Genomic DNA, 18,224 nt, shown 5'->3' with positions numbered 1-18,224 from the left:
AAAAAAGTGTGCTGGTGGATAAAGTTAAAAATTTAGATGATGAGCAAATCAATAGCAAAGTAAATAGTGACGGATGGACATTAGGGCAGGTGTATTACCATCTCTTTCTGATAGAAGACGGTACATTTAAATCCATTGCTAAAAAGGTAAAGGAGATAACAACGCTGGAGTCAGGAGGACTTAAATCCATGTATAGGATTTATTTACTCAAAATCTTTCTAGCCTTGCCTCTAAAATTTAGAGCTCCCCGGCTGGTCAGTGACTCCATCCCAGATACCATAGATATTAAAGAAGTACTCAAAAATTGGGATGAAATCAGGGATAAGTTCAGTCTTCTGCTCGCAGCACAAGACGATAGATTTTTGAAAAAGAAGGTGTTCAAACACCCTAGGGTTGGCTATATCGACTTTTATCAGACCATTGAATTTATCGAGGCTCATCATCAACATCATTTTAGACAGATTAATAACCTTTTATCAAAAATTTAGAAAGCAAAATTGCTGCTAAGAATTAACTGGTTACGTTTTTCATTACCTTAAATCATTCTTTAACCATTAAACTATGAAACACCTTTTACTACTTCTAACCTGCATTTCTACCTTATCATTTGGGCAGAGTAAACTACAAACGCCTGACGAGTTTTTGGGCTACACATTAGGTGAGCGCTTCACCAGACACCATGCTGTAGTTGATTACTTTGAATATGTAGATCAAACTATGGATAATGTTATCACTCAAAAGTATGGTGAGACTTATGAGCATAGACCTTTGATGGTAGCTATTTTGAGCTCACCAGAAAACATGGCTAAGCTTGATGAAATTAGAATTAACAATTTAAAAAGAGCCAAATATCTGGAAGGTCAGGCTACTGATGACGGCATTGCCATTGTTTGGTTGAGTTATAACATTCATGGTAATGAATCATCATCAACTGAAGCTTCTATGCGCACCTTACACGCATTGGCTGATCCTAGCAATGAAAAAAGTAAGGAGTGGTTGAAGAATACAATAGTAATTATGGATCCATGTATTAATCCTGATGGAAGAGACCGATATGCAAATTATTATAACCAATATGGCAACAAGAATTACAATGCCAGCGGTGATGACATAGAGCATCATGAAGAATGGCCAGGAGGAAGAGCTAATCATTACCTGTTTGACTTAAATAGAGACTGGGCATGGCAAACACAAATTGAGTCCATGAACCGTTCTAAAATCTACCATACCTGGATGCCTCATATTCATGTTGATTATCATGAGCAAGGGTACAATAACCCTTACTATTTTGCGCCTGCTGCTAAGCCTTTACATGAAGTTATCACGCCTTGGCAAAAACAATTTCAGGTAACAATTGGGAAGAACCACGCTAAATATTTTGATAAAGAAGGCTGGCTTTATTTTACCAAAGAAAGTTTCGATTTACTATATCCAAGCTATGGTGATACCTATCCTACTTACAATGGAGCTATTGGTATGACATATGAGCAAGGTGGTGGAGGATACGGTGGTCTTGGCATAATCACTGAATATGGTGACACTTTAACTTTAAAGGACAGAATTGCGCATCATTATACTACCGGTCTTTCTACAGTTGAAATAGCCTCAAAAAATGCTGCCCAGCTTTCAGGAGAATTTAAAAGCTACTACGACCAAAACCTTAATAATCCTTTTGGAAAGTATAAGTCATATATCATTAAAAATGACAATCAAGATAAACTTGACAAGCTTACTGAGTTTTTAGACAAGAACTTCATTAAATATGGAGCTGTTGGATCATCAAAAAGCTTGAAAGGCTTTAGCTATAAAAATGGTAGTGAAGTTACGTTTTCAGTTGACTCTAAAGATTTGGTCATTAATACTTATCAACCTACATCAAGATTGATTACGGCCCTGTTTGAGCCAAAGGCAAAATTGCAGGATTCATTAACATATGACATTACCGCCTGGTCAATGCCGTATGCTTATGGCTTAGACGCTTATGCCACAACAGTTAAAGTAGACTACAATGGTGCATTTAAAAAGGAGGAAGTTAAAATAGCAGTTGAAGGCAAGCCATATGCATACGCTGCTAAATATAACAGTCTTGCAGATGTAAAATGGTTGGGTCACTTACTAAATTCTGGAGTAAATGTTAGAGTGGCTCAGCAAGCAATAACCGTTAATGGCAACAAGCTGGAACGAGGCAGTCTAATAATCACTAGAAGAAATAATGAAAATTTTTCTGGTGGACTAGACAGTTTTATGAGAACTACTGCTAAGCAGTATGGAATTGAATTATTAGGCTTGACAACCGGTTTTTCGGATAGTGGTGTAGATTTAGGATCGTCAAGCATCGCTAAAATAGAAAAACCTAATATCGCAGTTGTGGCGGGGCCTCAAACCAGATCTTTGAGTTATGGTGAAATTTGGCATTTTTTCGAGCGTCAGCTCGACTATCCTATCACTAGTATTGGCACTGATTATTTTAACAGGGTTGATCTTGATAAGTATAATGTGCTTATTGTGCCAAATGGCTACTACAGACTTTTTGATGAGAGCACCCTGAATAATGTAAGCGAATGGGTAAGCAGTGGAGGAAAACTCATAGTAATGGGTAATGCACTTAATTCATTCAAGAATAAGAGTGGTTTTGGCATCAAGGAGCACTTAGATGATAAAAAGGCAAAAGGAGACAAACCAACTACAGAGTCATTATTGAAGCCCTATGAATCTCTTGAAAGGGAAGGGTTAAAGAACTCCATATTTGGAGCCATATTTAAAATTAGACTGGATAATACTCATCCTTTGGCTTATGGCTATGGAACAGAGTATTATTCTTTGAAGACAGATGAGATGCGCTTAAGCTTTCTTGAAAACGGGTCTAACGTAGGCGTAATTAGAGGAAAAGCAGAGCCTGTTACTGGGTTTGCAGGATCTAAAGCATTAGATAATCTGGATGATAGCCTGGTCTTTGGTGTAGAACCAAAAGGTAGAGGGCAAGTCATCTATATGGTAGATAACCCATTGTTCAGAGGCTTCTGGGAGAATGGTAAGCTGCTGTTCTCCAATGCAGTGTTTATGGTGGGTAACTAAATACTAGGCATGATAGAAACAAAAAACCCTGACTATTTAGTCAGGGTTTTTTGTTTTATTGAAGTTCTATCTCTTCGCCAAACTTATTGAGTATCTGGAACTCAGTTACGGCTAAGGATGAATCCTGAATTAGTTTTATCCATTTGAAATAGCGCATAAACCATTTCAACCTTCTTGACATCGTGCCTTTGGTAAAGTAGGCATAGATAAAAGGATGCAGCACTACTGTTATCTCCTTTTCATTTTGCTGTGTTAGCAAGTGGTCAATATTTCTTTCAATCTGATCTGAGATGAGAATAGATGCGCTGATCTTACCAGTACCATTACAAGTAGGGCAAACCTCCTTAGTAGTGATGTTCATCTCTGGCCTTACTCGTTGACGCGTAATCTGCATCAATCCAAATTTGGATAGTGGCAGCACCGTAAATTTAGAACGGTCAGGAGCCATCTCATCCTTCATTACCTTATGGATGAGCTTCTTATTCTCCATCTTCTTCATGTCGATAAAATCGACAACGATGATACCTCCCATATCACGTAGCCTTAGCTGACGTGCTATTTCTTTAGCAGCCTCTATATTTACTGATACGGCAGTAGCTTCCTGTCCTTCTTCTTTGTTGGACTTGTTGCCACTGTTTACATCAATAACATGAAGTGCTTCAGTATGCTCTATGATAAGATAGCCACCACCTTTTAGACTTACTGATTGTCCAAATGCAGATTTGATCTGTTTTTCAACACCAAAAACCTCAAATATCTTAGCTTTTCCGTTGAATAGTTTTACAATCTTTTCCTTATCAGGAGCTATTTTGTTAATGTAGGTTTTTACCTCATCGAAGATGTCTTGATCATCAATATGAATATTATCAAACGATTCATTAAGGACATCTCTCAGTATGGTTGATGCTTTACCCATCTCGCCAATTACCCTATCTTTAGGTTTGGCAGTTTTTAGGGTTTGAGCACCATCAAGCCATAATTTTGTTAAATTTCTTAGGTCAGCATCAAGTTCTTTTACCTCTTTGCCTTCAGCAACGGTACGAATGATAACCCCAAAATTTTCAGGTTTGATAGACGAAACGAGACGTAATAGCCTCTTACGCTCTTCAGCACTAGTTATTTTTTTAGATACGTTTACTGTGTTCGAGAACGGAACCAGTACGAGGTATCTGCCCGGTATTGACAACTCACAAGATAGTCGTGGACCTTTTGTTGAAATAGGCTCTTTAACAACCTGAACAAGAATCTGCTGATTTTTAGAAAGAACATCAGAGATCTTTCCATGCTTATCTATTTCAGGTTGAATATGGAATTTATCCAGCTTGCCGGAGAAATCCTTTCTGTTTAAGGCTCTTTTAGTATAACTCTGAAGCGAATTAAAATTCGATCCTAAATCGAGGTAATGCAAAAAAGCATCTTTTTCATAGCCAATGTCTATGAAAGCAGCATTTAAACCCTGAACGACCTTACGGACAGTACCAAGGTAAATGTCTCCTACAGTAAACTTATTTCCATCTTCGTCATGATGGAATTCAACAAGACTTTTATCTTTTAAAAGGGCTATACGACATCCGTTTTGAGTTGAATTAATAATTAATTCGTTACTCAAAATACTTTTGTTTAAGTGAAAAAATGGATGCTATAGTAAGAACCTCCCGCTATTCAGCGGGAGAGAAAGATTACTTCTTCTTGTGTCTGTTCTTTCTTAATCTCTTCTTTCTCTTGTGAGTGGCGATCTTATGTCTTTTTCTTTTTTTACCGCAAGGCATAACTTTAATCTTTTTATCCCGGCTAAGCCGAAATGGTTAAACAATATTTTATTTATTCTATTTCACTTAGATATGAGTCAACCGTAGCTTGCACTGCGGGATCACTATCTAAAGATTTAACAAGTATAAACTGCTCTTTAGCCTTTTCTTTATTGCCGATTTCTAAATAACTCACACCTAAGAAAAACTGTGCCTGGGTGTTGTTAGGATAAAGCTGTGTGAGTTTAGAAAAACGCTCCACTGCTTTATCATGCTGTCCCGACTGCATTGAAAGAATCCCTAAATTGAACATAGCTTGCTCATTTTCAGGATCATTTTCAATGATTTCTCTAAGCATCATAATACCCTGCATAGGATTAGATGTACTCAGATAAGTCATTGCCAGTTTGTTTTTAGCTTCTAAGTTGTCGGGAGACTGTTCTAACACTTTATTGAAGTAAAACCTGGCTTTTTCACCAAGGGCCTCCTGTTTTTGCCTATCCATAGCAAAACCATAAGCATCATAATAAACATCTCCAGCTCTCAACCAATTGGCTTCACCGGGTGCTTTATCGGCAATAATTTCAATGAACTTGGCTGCACTATCAAACTTATTGGCCTCTATATACAGCCTGGCCAAAGAGTCTGCAAAGATAATACTTTTTTCTATATTTTCTGCAACCCTTATATTTTCCTTTAATTTATCCGCTTGCTCTTGAAGCTCTGGTTGAAGCTCATCTGAGTGGGCATCGCCACTCGGGGCTTCGGTTGAGGGGTTAGTTTCTGCTGACTCAATGCCATTTTTTTCATTATCAACTACTACCCGTGGAAGGCTAAATATAAGCACTACAAGTAGTGCAGCACTAAAAAATAAAATGATCCTCGTTCTAAGCATATCACCAAATTAGGGGGCAAAGATCGAAGATCACTTTAACAAAAGAAAATTAAGTCGGTAATTAAGCCTGAGTCTCTTTTACCTTCTTGCTCTTTTTAATTTTTTCTACAAAAACTTTTGAGGGCTTGAAACTTGGAATAAAATGCTCATCTATAACAATGGCAGTGTTTTTAGAAATATTTCTCGCAATTTTCTTCTTTCTCTTCTTGTTCACAAAACTGCCAAATCCTCTCACATAAATATTGTTACCATCAGCCATTGACCCTTTAACAATGTTAAAGAAAGCTTCGACAGTAACAGAAACATCCTCTTTTGGTATCCCAGTTTTATCCGCTATTTCGGAAATTACTTCTGCTTTAGTCACTAATTTATAATTTTGGTTAAGTCAAAAAAATGATCAACAAGAGCTAACTTGTTGCTAATGAGCAAATTTACTCCCTATAAACTCAATTAAAAATCAAATTTGTAAAAAAACTGACATGGTAATAATCACCCTTAAATTGAATAAACAATTTTGACAAAGGACTTTTTTAACACCCAAATTTTAGACTGGTACAGCCGAAATAAACGTGATTTACCATGGAGACAGACTAGAAATCCATACCATATATGGCTCTCAGAGATCATTTTGCAACAAACGAGGGTAAGTCAGGGCCTGCCTTATTACCTCAAGTTTGTAAACGAATATCCAACTGTTCATGATTTAGCTAACGCAGACGAAAGAGATGTTTTGCGTGTTTGGCAGGGGCTAGGTTATTACTCTAGGGCAAGAAACTTACATAAGAGTGCAAAAATAATTTCTGAAAATCATGATGGAAACTTCCCAAACACCTTCAAAGACCTCCTAAAACTACCTGGAATTGGAAATTATACGGCAGCAGCAATTGCCTCAATTGCCTTCAGCGAAAAGGTGGCTGTTGTAGACGGAAATGTTTACCGTGTACTCTCAAGAGTTTTTGGCATTGATGATGATATTTCTTCAGGCAAGGGTCAGAAAGTTTTTCAGGAAAAAGCCAATGAATTAATTTCAGAAAAGCATCCTGATGAGTTTAATCAAGCAATTATGGAGTTTGGAGCACTTCAATGTGTGCCAAAGAGCCCAGATTGCTCTTTATGCCCTTTTAGTGAAAATTGTTTCGCTCAGAAGAATGGTATGCAGCCTCAGCTTCCTGTTAAAATAAAAAAGGTGAAGGTTAGAAAGCGATATTTTAATTATATAGCATTTGAGATCGATGGGAAACTCGCACTTAAAGAAAGGAGAATCAGTGATATTTGGCGCGGATTATATGATTTCCATTTAATTGAAACGGAGCAAGCTCTGAATTGGGAAGAGTTATTAGGTGCCGATGTAATAGGTCTGATAAAAGAGGATATATATTCTGTTGATGAGAGTACAGAATACAAACACATTTTAACGCATCAACGAATATTTGCCAGGTTTTATACTATCAAACTAAAGAAAGGTGCTGATATCGGAATCTTAAAAGATTGTGGGTTAGCATTTTACACTTTAGATGAGGTTTTGGATTTGCCTAAACCAGTATTGGTTTCTACATATTTGAACGAAACCTTTTTTTAGCTAGTTTTATTAAAGATTATATAACTTTGCTGTTAATTAAAAAGTATTAGATATGTCTGGAGTAAATAAAGCAATAATAGTTGGAAGATTAGGCAAAGACCCTGAAGTGAGACATCTTGAAAATGGGGCCGCTGTTGCAAACTTTCCAGTTGCTACTTCTGAGACTTATAAAGATAGAAATAGCGGGGAGCGTAAAGAGCAAACCGAATGGCACAATGTTGTCTTATGGAGAGGGCTGGCAGAGATTGCTGAAAAGTACCTTAACAAAGGCGATATGGTGTATATAGAAGGCAAGCTAAGAACACGTTCTTGGGAAAAGGATGGTGTAACGCGTTATACAACTGAAATAGTTGGTGATAACATGACCATGCTTAGCCCTAAAGGATCTAACGAAGGTGGGCAACCATCATCAATGGGTGGTGCATCTTCAATGCCACAGCAACAAACGCAGAATACTGCCTCTACTCCAGCTGGAGATATAGCCTTGGAGGACGAATCGGATGATTTGCCCTTCTAATGTTGGACTAAAACCAAAATATTGGAAACAACCATAGACGAACCTCCCAGTCAGATACTTCTAGAAGTCTTATTTTCAGGACAGTCACTGTTCTACATCGTCAGCGGGATAATTTTGGTGATGCTACTTATCATATCAGCACTTATTAGTGGATCTGAGGTGGCATTCTTTTCTCTTACAGCTAAGGATATCAATCAGTGTAAGGAAAGTGAAGACCCTAAAGACCATAAGCTGGTAGACCTTATTAAGCGGCCTAAATTGCTGCTGGCTACAATTCTGATTATGAACAACTTTGTAAATGTTGCGGTAGTAACACTTGCAGCTTTTGTAGCGTGGGAGATAGTAGGAACTAGACAACTTGATATTGTTGCCACTTCAGTTTTAACTGCGCTTACAACAATCATATTACTGTTCTTTGGAGAGGTATTGCCTAAGCTATACGCAACACCAAACAATTTGAAGTTCTCAAAGACAACCGCACCGATGCTCAAAGTATTGGAGGTTATATTGAGACCGATTTCTGTTGTTTTAATGGCCTTGAGCAATATTATTGAGAGCAGATTTGAAAAGAAGGGTTATGACATTTCTGTAGAAGAACTTCATCATGCTTTGGAAATTACCACCACTAACGAAGAAACTACTGAAGAGGAAAAAGACATACTTCGTGGAATCGTAAACTTTGGAACACTTACTGTTAAGCAGGTGATGAAATCCAGAATGGATATCACTGCTTTCGATACTGAAATGGATTTCCATGATTTGATGGACAAAGTTAATAAATCAGGGTTTTCAAGAGTTCCTGTTTTTACAGAAACCATTGATAAAATTGATGGAATCTTATATATAAAAGACTTGCTGCCCTATATAGAGAAGGATGAAACTTTTGATTGGAAGAGCCTTCTGAGACAAGGATTCTTTGTCCCAGAGACAAAGAAGATAGACGCACTTTTAAGAGACTTTCAAGAAAAGCGCGTACACATGGCCATTGTGGTGGACGAGTATGGGGGAACCTCTGGTTTGATAACTTTAGAGGATATAATAGAAGAGATTGTTGGCGAAATCAATGATGAGTTTGATGATGATGACATTCCTTATGACCAGATAGATGATAATACGTACTTATTTGAAGGAAAGACAACACTGAATGATTTCTGTAAGATAACGGAGGAGTCACCCTCAACTTTTGAGAAAATAAAAGGAGAAAGTGAATCATTAGGAGGGTTGTTATTAGAGATTAATACTAAGTTGCCATCTGCTGGTGAAAAGATTTATTTTGATAAGTTCGTTTTCACTGTTGTGGCAGTGGATATGAAAAAAATCAAGAAGGTAAGAGTATTTATAAAGAAGGAAAATGAGCAAGAAGAAGCACAGGATTAATTATTTTTTATTACCCGTTTTCATTGTTTTATTCTTTGCTTGCCAGACAGAGTATCTACCGAAACCAAAAGGCTACAATAGATTCGATTTACCAAAGCATGAATATGTGTCTTTGCCTGATACCTTTCCTTACAAGTTTGAATTTTCTAAGCATGCTAAGTTGCTAAATGACACTTCATGGATATCGGAGCGCTTTTGGGTTGAACTTTATTACCCACAATACAAGGCTAATATTCACCTGACCTATAAGGTTGTCAGCAATAGCGACTCACTAAAAGAGTATTTGGATGATGCATATTTCCTTACGGCCAAGCATCAGATAAAGGCTTATGCCATTGATGAAAGTATCACTAAAACCCCTTCAGGTAAAACTGTAGTCTATGCAGAACTTGAAGGCGAAGTGCCAAGTCAGTTTCAGTTCTTCTCTACCGACTCAACATTAAATTTTTTAAGAGGAGCATTATACTTTAACACTCAAGTGAATAACGACTCTTTGAAACCTGCAATCGAATTTGTTAAGGTGGACATTGTGAATATGATGAACACATTGGAGTGGAGGTTTAAGGAGCCCAATACCTTATAATTTTTCTTTTTTTAGTTAGTTTGGGTCGTGAATAATTTTTTCGATACCAAAATTGAATTTCTTAAAGGTGTAGGTCCTACAAAAGGAACGCTCCTAAATAAGGAACTCAATATATTCACTTACGGAGACCTGATTCAGTACTACCCTTTCAGGTATGAAGATCGCACCAAGTTTCATAAAATAGCTGAAGCCAATGGCAGTATGCCATACATTCAATTAAAAGGTAAGCTTCGTCACTATGAGATGCTTGGGTCACCCAGAAAGCGAAGATTAGTAGCGCATCTGGTTGATGATACCGGAGAAATAGAATTAGTATGGTTTCAAGGCGCACAATGGGTACTCAAAAAGCTGCAACCGGGTGTGGAATATGTGGTTTTTGGCAAGCCCAACTTGTTTGGCTCAAAACTAAATATAGCTCATCCTGAAATAGAGTTGGCTACTAAGCAAAATGTAGAAACCTCCTATCTGCAGCCTGTCTATTCTACCACTGAAACGCTTAAACGCAAATACATTGACAGCAAGGGCATTTCAAAAATGCTGAGGACTTTGCTGGCAGAGGCGCTCAAAAGGTTAAAGGAAACTTTACCTGTTGCTTTACAGCAGCAGTATACACTAATGAGTAAACCAGCAGCCATTTCTAATATCCATTTTCCAGAAAATCAGGAATTATTATTCAAGGCGCAGTTTCGACTAAAGTTTGAGGAGCTTTTCTATGTTCAGATAAGGCTTTTAAAGCTTAAAATTGCTCGGATAGATAAATTCAGAGGCATCGTTTTTAACAATGCTGATTTACTCAATAGGTTTTATAATGAACATTTACCTTTTGATCTTACCAACGCTCAGAAGAAAGTAATTAAAGAAATCTATGCTGACCTACGCTCTGGAAAGCAAATGAACAGACTTTTGCAGGGTGATGTAGGAAGCGGTAAAACTATTGTAGCATTTATTTGCATGCTGATTGCTATAGGGTGTGACACCCAAGCTGCACTTATGGCGCCAACGGAAATTCTGGCCACTCAGCATTATCATGGGCTTAAAGATTTTGCTGATAAAATGGGCCTTAGAATAGCCTTGCTTACAGGATCCACCAAAAAAAGTGAACGTAGAATTATCCATGATTATCTGAAGTCAGGAGAGTTACACATTCTTGTAGGAACTCATGCTTTGTTGGAGGAGGTAGTGCAGTTCAAGAGGCTTGGACTGGCCATTGTTGATGAGCAGCATCGCTTTGGAGTGGCACAACGCTCAAGGTTGTGGCAAAAAAACGAGGGTCTTTTCCCACATGTTTTGGTGATGACTGCAACACCTATACCACGTACATTAGCCATGACCTTGTATGGTGATCTTGATATTTCCACCATAGACGAGCTTCCGGCAGGCCGAAAGCCAATCATGACAGTGCATCGTTATGATGCCAACAGATTAAAAGTGAACAGCTTTATCAAGGAGCAAATAGAGCTAGGAAGACAGGTTTATGTAGTATACCCTCTGATTGAAGAATCTGAAAAGTTGGACTTGAAGGACCTGATGGATGGTTATGAAAGTGTAGCTCGTGCATTTCCTGATGTTCCGTTAAGCATTGTCCATGGCAAGATGAAGCCAGATGCCAAGGAATATGAAATGCAGCGTTTTGTGAAAGGTGAAACTAAAATAATGGTGGCTACCACCGTGATTGAGGTGGGAGTAAATGTCCCTAATGCTTCTGTTATGATCATAGAAAATGCAGAGCGATTTGGGCTTGCGCAGCTTCACCAGCTCAGGGGTCGAGTGGGTCGAGGGGCAGACCAGTCTTATTGTATTCTCATCTCCGATTATAAGCTGTCAAAGGAAGCTCGCATTAGAATTGATACCATGGTGCGTACAAATAACGGTTTTGAAATAGCCGATACAGACCTGCAATTACGCGGCCCTGGTGATCTAATGGGCACCCAGCAAAGTGGTGTACTTGATTTACTTATAGCAGATCTTGGCAGAGATGGTAAAATTCTACAGGCTGCAAGAGGAGCAGCACAAGATATTTTAGATAAAGACCCCAATTTAAATAGCCCTGAAAATCAGAATATAAAGATACAGGTGGCTTCCATGAAAAAAACAGCTATTAATTGGAGTAGGATAAGTTAACTTATTCCAGAAGGCATCTTCAAGAACACTATGCAATAACGGATGCTCAATATTTTTTATATATTTGATATCATAGTAGTATTATTTTTTTAATTCATTCATAATCAACTACTCAGAAGTTCATTTCCATATGAAAACTGAAAACTAATGCCTATCTTAATCGATTAAAATGGTTCATATTATATAAAAAACTATAGTGTTGGCTCAAAATTTTAACTGATCATGATCCGCTCCTGGGTTTGTTTCTGATAAAATTTATTTACACGCTTTTAGTGAAACATGAAAATTGTCAAGTACAATCTGTCATTTCAAGGCTTAAATAAGAATATGTGCATTTTAAGATTTAATAAAAATGATAAGAATATATGAGGTATTTAACGGTAATCGTATAAACTGTGAATAGACTCTGAATGGTGATGAAAAAATTTCTCTTAACTTATTTATTTCTTGTGCCTTCGCTGATAGCAATTGGGCAAATCACATATAATGCTTCTACAATAACAGAGTTGAGAAGTGCCATTATATCGGCAAACTCAGATGGAGCTGTGAGTATTATTAACCTTTCTGGTGACTCCTATACAGTAGGGCGCTTTGGTAACGGCCCTGATGGTGGCGGTATTGCCTTTCCTGAGATTACAGAAAATTTTGACTTGATAATTAATGGCGATGAATCATCTATTACCCCAACTTCTACTGGAACCTATCGGCTTTTTTATGTGACTTCAACTGGAAGGTTGATCCTAAATAAACTGTTTTTGTATAATGGCCAGCCAGAAGATGATTATGCCGCTGGTGCTGTTTATAATGAGGGTTACTTAGAAGCCAATAATGTGTTGTTTGAAGGTCACCGGTCGGGAGGTAATGATGGAAATAATGCAGGGGCGATATACAATGAAGGAGATGCATATTTGAGGACATGTGAATTTGTATCCAATGTTGCTCAAGGCTTAGGTGGTTTAAGAGGTGGCGCTATTTTCAATACAGGCCTATCTAGTACGCTTACGGTAGAACAATGTACTTTTTATCAAAATTCAGCCATAGGAAGAGGCAGTGCTTTAGGGATAAATAATGGATCAGTTGATGTAATAAATTCTACTTTTTATGAAAACACAGATGAGGCGATATACCTGTCTGCAGGGCAATTGGTTTTAAATAGTTGTACAATTTCCAGAAATGAGGCTAACAATTTTGGGGGGGACAATGGCAGTGTAGTAAATGGTGGAGGAAGTCTTTTTCTTAGATTTAATATTATTGGACAAAATGAAACTTCAGGTGGTAGCCTGGTAATAACTGATCCTAATGTTTACGATATACAAGGCTCTTTTACAGATTTAGGTTTCAATGTCATTGGCCAATTTAATACTGGTTCCTTGGCTTCTACTTCTATTTCTGTAAGCTCTTTCTTTTTTGACTTTCCAAGCTTTGGGTATAATGGTTCTGGTTTCGTGAGGACTATTCCTATCCTGGCCAGCAGTCCGGCATTGGACTTTGTCCCGACCGGTCAAAGTGGCCTCCCGGGTTATGATCAACGGGGCTATGTGTATGAGGGGGCTGCTGCGGATGCCGGGGCGTATGAATTAAACGGTACAACAATTACTTCCATTGCTACAGGCAATTGGAGCGAAGATCGAATTTGGAGTAATAATGAAGGCCCATTTTCCTCCATACCCACCATCATAGGCACTAGTACTGTGGTGACGATGGATCAAAATGGATCAACAGGTGGTCTAACAATTGATGGAGGAGGTAACTTGAATGCGGGTACATTTAATTTAAGCATATCGGGTGATTTTAATGCTTCTACTTCCCCTTCAAATAGCCTCGCAAATTTATCGAATGCCAATATTTTCTTTAGCAATGTGGCTACCTACACTGACCCGGTTGGTCTGGATTTCGGTAATATAACTGTAAGCGGTACTTCACTTGATCTGGCTGATCCTCTTCGTGCTCGTTCTATGACGATCAATAGTACTAGGACATTAAATGCCAATGTCAATAATATTGAAATATTTGGCACAGGAGGAACAGTTTGGTCTCAATTGGGCACATTCAATCCGGGAGGGGCAGGCCAAACGGTCACTTTCACCGGAGCTGCACCTACGATCAACGGAACCAACTTTCAAAACCTGACCATCAATAGTTCAGGGACGGCCACAAGTCTAGCTAATTTGACCATGGTCGAACAGCTTGATGTAACTGCAGGCAGTTTTGTAGGTGGGGTGATCATTCAAACTAATGGAGATATAAATATCAACACATCAGGGAATGTCGATCAAGGCGATATGGACTCTCAAGGAGGCGACATCTCAGTGATTTCTTCTGCTGGTTCCATTTCTATAGGCGATGTTTCATCTAATACTGGTGCTATTACATTAAATGCGGCAGTTGATATTAATGGCGCTGGACAAAATGTTACAACCAGTGGAGGCGATCTTAATTTTAATGTCGGAGGAGACATATTCCTTAGTGGATTTGGTTCATCATCTGCAGGTAGTGGTGGAGATATAAACGCAGTAGTAGGTGGGGATATGACACTAACAACGGGTATTGGTGCAAGTGGAGGAGGTCCGGGTGCGGGTAATATCACCCTAAATATAACTGGATCATTATTAGCCACTGATGGTGATCTGAATATTACGGCCGAAGACCAAAGTGGAGGTAATTTGACACTTACTGCTTTTGATATTTCACCTACATTAGATTTGAGTTTTTCAGGTCCGGCAGGTGGTGGAGGAAGTGTATCTGTAACCACTATTGGTACCGCACCTGTAATTTTTTCTGATATAGACGTTTCTGGCGCTTCAGATTCTGGAGATATTGATCTTGTATTAGGTGGTGGATTTACCATTAATAGTAATATTAACATGTTTTCGGCTTTAAGTAATAGCTCTTTTACGGCTACTGCTAATGGGCCAGTTACAGTTCAAAACATAGATACAAGTGCTGATGGTAATGCAGGAGATATCTCAATCACAACCACTGGAGCTGTAATAGCCGGAGATTTAAGTGCCGATGGAGTGGGTACAGGTGGTATAATTAGTATTGATGCTGGAGGTGATATAACTGCCGGTGTAGTTAGTTCAACAATACTTTTTGGAGGAGGTAATGGAGGTAATGTAACCATCGGTTCAACGTCAGGAAGTGTTCAAACTACTTCAATTGCTACCAACAATGCTGGAGGCAGTGGTAATGGAGGTAATGTGACAATTAACGCTTCAGGAACAGTTACAGTCGGAACAGTTAACACATCATGTCCGGATATTGCTGGTTCATTAAATATAACCGCTGCAGGAGATGTAAGTTTGACTGGTTTTTCGGCTGGATCAGGTGGTGATGCAGGCACTTTAAATATTAGCTCAACTGGTGGTGATGTCACAATTACCAACGCTATTTCGCTTAGTGCACCTACTGATGGAGGTCAGATTGATATTACTGCAAATAATGGTTTGGTTACGGTTACAGACCTGACTTCATCATCATCATTTGCTGATGGACCAATTACTATAACAGCTGGTTCAATTAGTGCAGGCAATATTAATACAAATAATAACGTAAGGTTAGAAACCCTTTCAGGTAATCTTTCCGCAGGATCCATATCTACCAACGGGCAGGGAGCAGGTGATATTACTGTTATTTCTTCAGGAAACACCAGCCTTGGTTCTTTAACTGCAGATAGCTTTAATGGTCAAGGAGGAACTATACAAGTTACCAGTACTGGAAATATCATTTTGGGTAGTGCTAATTCAAGCTCGGGGGGTAATAACGGTGGTAATATCACCATATCAGCTAATGGAGATATCGATTCTCCTAATCCAAATATTTCAATTACTGCTTCAGGCCCAACTGGTTTTAATAATGGAGGCAGTATATCGATAACGAGTCAGGGGCAAATTTTAGACCCTCTAGCGTTAGATGCCTCAGGAGATGCAGGCGGTGGGTCAGTCAACATAAACTCGGCTAATTCTGTTATCATTAATACCCTAGATCTTAGTGCTCAATTTACCGGAGGGTCAATCATTGCCGATGTCGGTGGAGATCTTACTTTTAATGCAAATCTGGATTTAGAGCCAACAGATGCCCTAGGTAATGCAGGTAGTGCAACATTGACCATTGCAGGAGATTTAATCTTCGCCCCTACTTTTGGTATAGCGGCCTCAGCAACTCAAAATGCAGGAACAGTTGATATTACCGTAGGCAATAATGCATCAATTGGAGCTATTGAAATGTCCTCACAAGATACAAATGGAGGGACACTTAATATAACTTCTACGGCAGGACAGATTGTCTTTGATTACATCAACACGCAAAGCACCAACGCTGATGGGGGCGCCATTACACTTTCAGCCTTAACAAATGTTATTGGATCAGCTTCATTTACCAATCTCAATGGGAATAATGCGTCTATATCCACGGTCGGGGGAACTTCTTCTGGTTCGGTGTTTATAAGCCATAATGATGGCAACCCTCAAGATTTTGAAATTAGCCAAGGCGCGACTAGCAACGGCCTCTTCTCTAGTTTAGCAGCAGATCCTCTTGTTGCGTCTGATAATTTTTTGAATGCTACTGTTGTAGGAGGTAATTATACCTCTGGCGATACAAGGGTTGTTATCAGGTCTCCGGGGCCACCTTTCGTCACCACCTGGCAAACTACCTCACCCGGTGAGTTAATTACGATACCCACATTGGGTGGACCTTATTTATATGACGTAGACTGGGGAGATGGTAGTCCAGTGGAGACTGGTTTTACAGGAAATGCCCAACATAATTATGCTACCGCAGGTACTTATACAGTTTCTATATCTGGCACCTTCCCTCGTATTTACTTTGCCGATGGAGGAGATAAAGATAAGATAATGACTATCGAGCAATGGGGAAACATTGCCTGGACCAGTATGGGGCAGGCCTTTCAGGGTTGTTCTAATTTAACTTATAATGCTTCAGATGCACCAGATTTAAGTTTGGTTACAGACATATCTTTAATGTTTGCAGGAGCAACATCATTTAACGGTGATATAAGCACATGGAATACGACTGGAATGGTCTTCATGCTTGGAACATTTTCTGGCGCCACTGCTTTCAATCAAAATCTTTCAGGTTGGGATGTAAGTAGTGTTACTACTATGCAGGAACTGTTTAGTGGTGCCACTTCTTTTAACAACGGAGAGGCACCAGGTGCTTCTGGCTCACCACTTAGCTGGACCACCAGCAGTCTTCAAAATACAAATGCCATGTTCCTTGGAGCATCTTCATTTAACCAAAATGTTAGTTCATGGGATGTTTCAGGGGTAACGGATATGTTCCGAATGTTTGAAAGTGCCTCTATGTTTAATCAACCATTAAACACATGGGATGTTAGTTTAGTGACTTCTATGGGGGCAATGTTCAAGAATGCTACAGCTTTCAATCAACCTTTAAACTCAGCCACCTGGAATACGGCCAACGTGGTAAATTTCGGAGAGATGTTCTTTGGTACGTCAGCGTTTGATCAGCCGCTGGATAACAACTGGAGTCTTGCAAGTACGGTAAATTTGGTTCAAATGTTTGCGTTCGCCACCTCATTTAACCAGCCTCTGAATCAGTGGGGAGCAACAAAGCCAAGTAATGCGCCAATAGTTCTTATGTTTGAAGGTGCTTCGTCATTTAATCAACCTCTCTCCTCATGGGACGTGTCAAGTACTACTGACATGTTCGGGGTATTTAAAGATGCTGCAGCATTTGATCAAGATCTAGGGAGTTGGGATGTTACTGGAGTAACGGTTGCAGGTGCTTCCATGCAAGAAATGTTTGATAATTCAGGAATGTCATCTGCCAACTACGATGCCACTTTGCTAGGTTGGTCATCACAAACAATTCAGCCTAATATTACTTTAGGAGCAGCAGGTCTTTTATATTGTGATCCTACAGGCAGAGATATTCTAACAAATGCCACAAATAACTGGGCAATCAATGATAACGGTGCACTGGTTGATCCTGCTGCGGTGCCCCAAGCCAGTCAATTGACTATCTGTGATGGAGATTCATTTGATTTTAATATTGGCTCAGGCGTTCAAACGGGTTATACCTACAAATTATATAGCGCCTTTGTTGATTTAGGAAATAGAGGCAATGAAGTTGGAACTTGGACAGAAGGCACACCTTTATCTGCGGTTACCTTAACTGCGGGTAGTAACGGAATTGTAATTGGAGATAATTTATTAACGGTAGTCGCAGAAGATAACACAGTGACATGTGAAGCCATATTGGATATGTCACTTACAATTACTGTTAACCCATTGCCAACGGTTGTGATTGGTGGAGACGCCACTATTTGTGAAGGCGAGTCTACAGAC

11 protein-coding genes are annotated in these 18,224 nt (G+C 39.0%); 8 read left to right on the top strand and 3 right to left on the bottom strand.

What is annotated here, in order from left to right:
- Nucleotides 1-488 (top strand): DinB family protein (locus E1140_RS08685; protein WP_155181825.1); only part of this gene is annotated, 488 nt, incomplete at its 5' end.
- A gap of 73 nt (nucleotides 489-561) precedes the next feature.
- On the top strand, nucleotides 562-3,075 hold the full coding sequence (locus E1140_RS08680) for a M14 family metallopeptidase (protein WP_155181822.1): 2,514 nt from the start codon (nucleotides 562-564) through the stop codon (nucleotides 3,073-3,075).
- Nucleotides 3,076-3,130: 55 nt separating this feature from the next.
- On the opposite strand, the gene E1140_RS08675 is transcribed toward E1140_RS08680, so the two are convergent.
- The 3 genes from E1140_RS08675 to E1140_RS08665 form a co-directional block, all read right to left on the bottom strand.
- A complete protein-coding gene (locus E1140_RS08675) occupies nucleotides 3,131-4,684 on the bottom strand; it encodes an Rne/Rng family ribonuclease (RefSeq protein WP_155181818.1) in 1,554 nt (517 codons plus the stop codon).
- Between the two features lie 212 nt (nucleotides 4,685-4,896).
- Complete coding sequence (locus tag E1140_RS08670) at nucleotides 4,897-5,718, bottom strand: tetratricopeptide repeat protein (RefSeq protein WP_155181815.1); 822 nt, start codon at nucleotides 5,716-5,718, stop codon at nucleotides 4,897-4,899.
- 61 nt (nucleotides 5,719-5,779) lie between these two features.
- On the bottom strand, nucleotides 5,780-6,082 hold the full coding sequence (locus tag E1140_RS08665) for an HU family DNA-binding protein (protein WP_185153495.1): 303 nt from the start codon (nucleotides 6,080-6,082) through the stop codon (nucleotides 5,780-5,782).
- A 150-nt stretch (nucleotides 6,083-6,232) separates the two neighbouring features.
- Here E1140_RS08665 and mutY point away from each other — a divergent pair, with 150 nt between their 5' ends.
- The 6 genes from mutY to E1140_RS08635 form a co-directional block, all read left to right on the top strand.
- Nucleotides 6,233-7,297 (top strand): A/G-specific adenine glycosylase, encoded by a 1,065-nt coding sequence (gene mutY, locus E1140_RS08660; RefSeq protein WP_155181812.1) that lies wholly within the window; start codon nucleotides 6,233-6,235, stop codon nucleotides 7,295-7,297.
- 52 nt (nucleotides 7,298-7,349) lie between these two features.
- Nucleotides 7,350-7,814 (top strand): single-stranded DNA-binding protein, encoded by a 465-nt coding sequence (locus tag E1140_RS08655; RefSeq protein ID WP_155181809.1) that lies wholly within the window; start codon nucleotides 7,350-7,352, stop codon nucleotides 7,812-7,814.
- Between the two features lie 33 nt (nucleotides 7,815-7,847).
- A complete protein-coding gene (gldE, locus tag E1140_RS08650) occupies nucleotides 7,848-9,191 on the top strand; it encodes a gliding motility-associated protein GldE (RefSeq protein ID WP_185153497.1) in 1,344 nt (447 codons plus the stop codon).
- Nucleotides 9,166-9,774 carry a gliding motility lipoprotein GldD gene (gldD, locus tag E1140_RS08645; protein WP_155181805.1) on the top strand — a complete coding sequence of 203 codons (609 nt, stop codon included), beginning with the start codon at nucleotides 9,166-9,168 and terminating at the stop codon, nucleotides 9,772-9,774. The genes gldE and gldD overlap by 26 nt, the downstream gene beginning before the upstream one ends.
- Nucleotides 9,775-9,801: 27 nt before the next feature.
- Entirely contained in the window at nucleotides 9,802-11,895 is a 2,094-nt protein-coding gene (gene recG, locus E1140_RS08640; protein WP_185153494.1) for an ATP-dependent DNA helicase RecG, read from the top strand.
- A gap of 416 nt (nucleotides 11,896-12,311) precedes the next feature.
- The coding region (locus E1140_RS08635) for a BspA family leucine-rich repeat surface protein (protein WP_185153493.1) at nucleotides 12,312-18,224 on the top strand (5,913 nt) is incomplete at its 3' end.

The sequence above is a fragment of the Fulvivirga lutimaris genome (genome assembly GCF_009711525.1).
GTDB lineage: Bacteria > Bacteroidota > Bacteroidia > Cytophagales > Cyclobacteriaceae > Fulvivirga > Fulvivirga lutimaris.
This window is presented reverse-complemented; position numbering and strand designations above follow the sequence as displayed.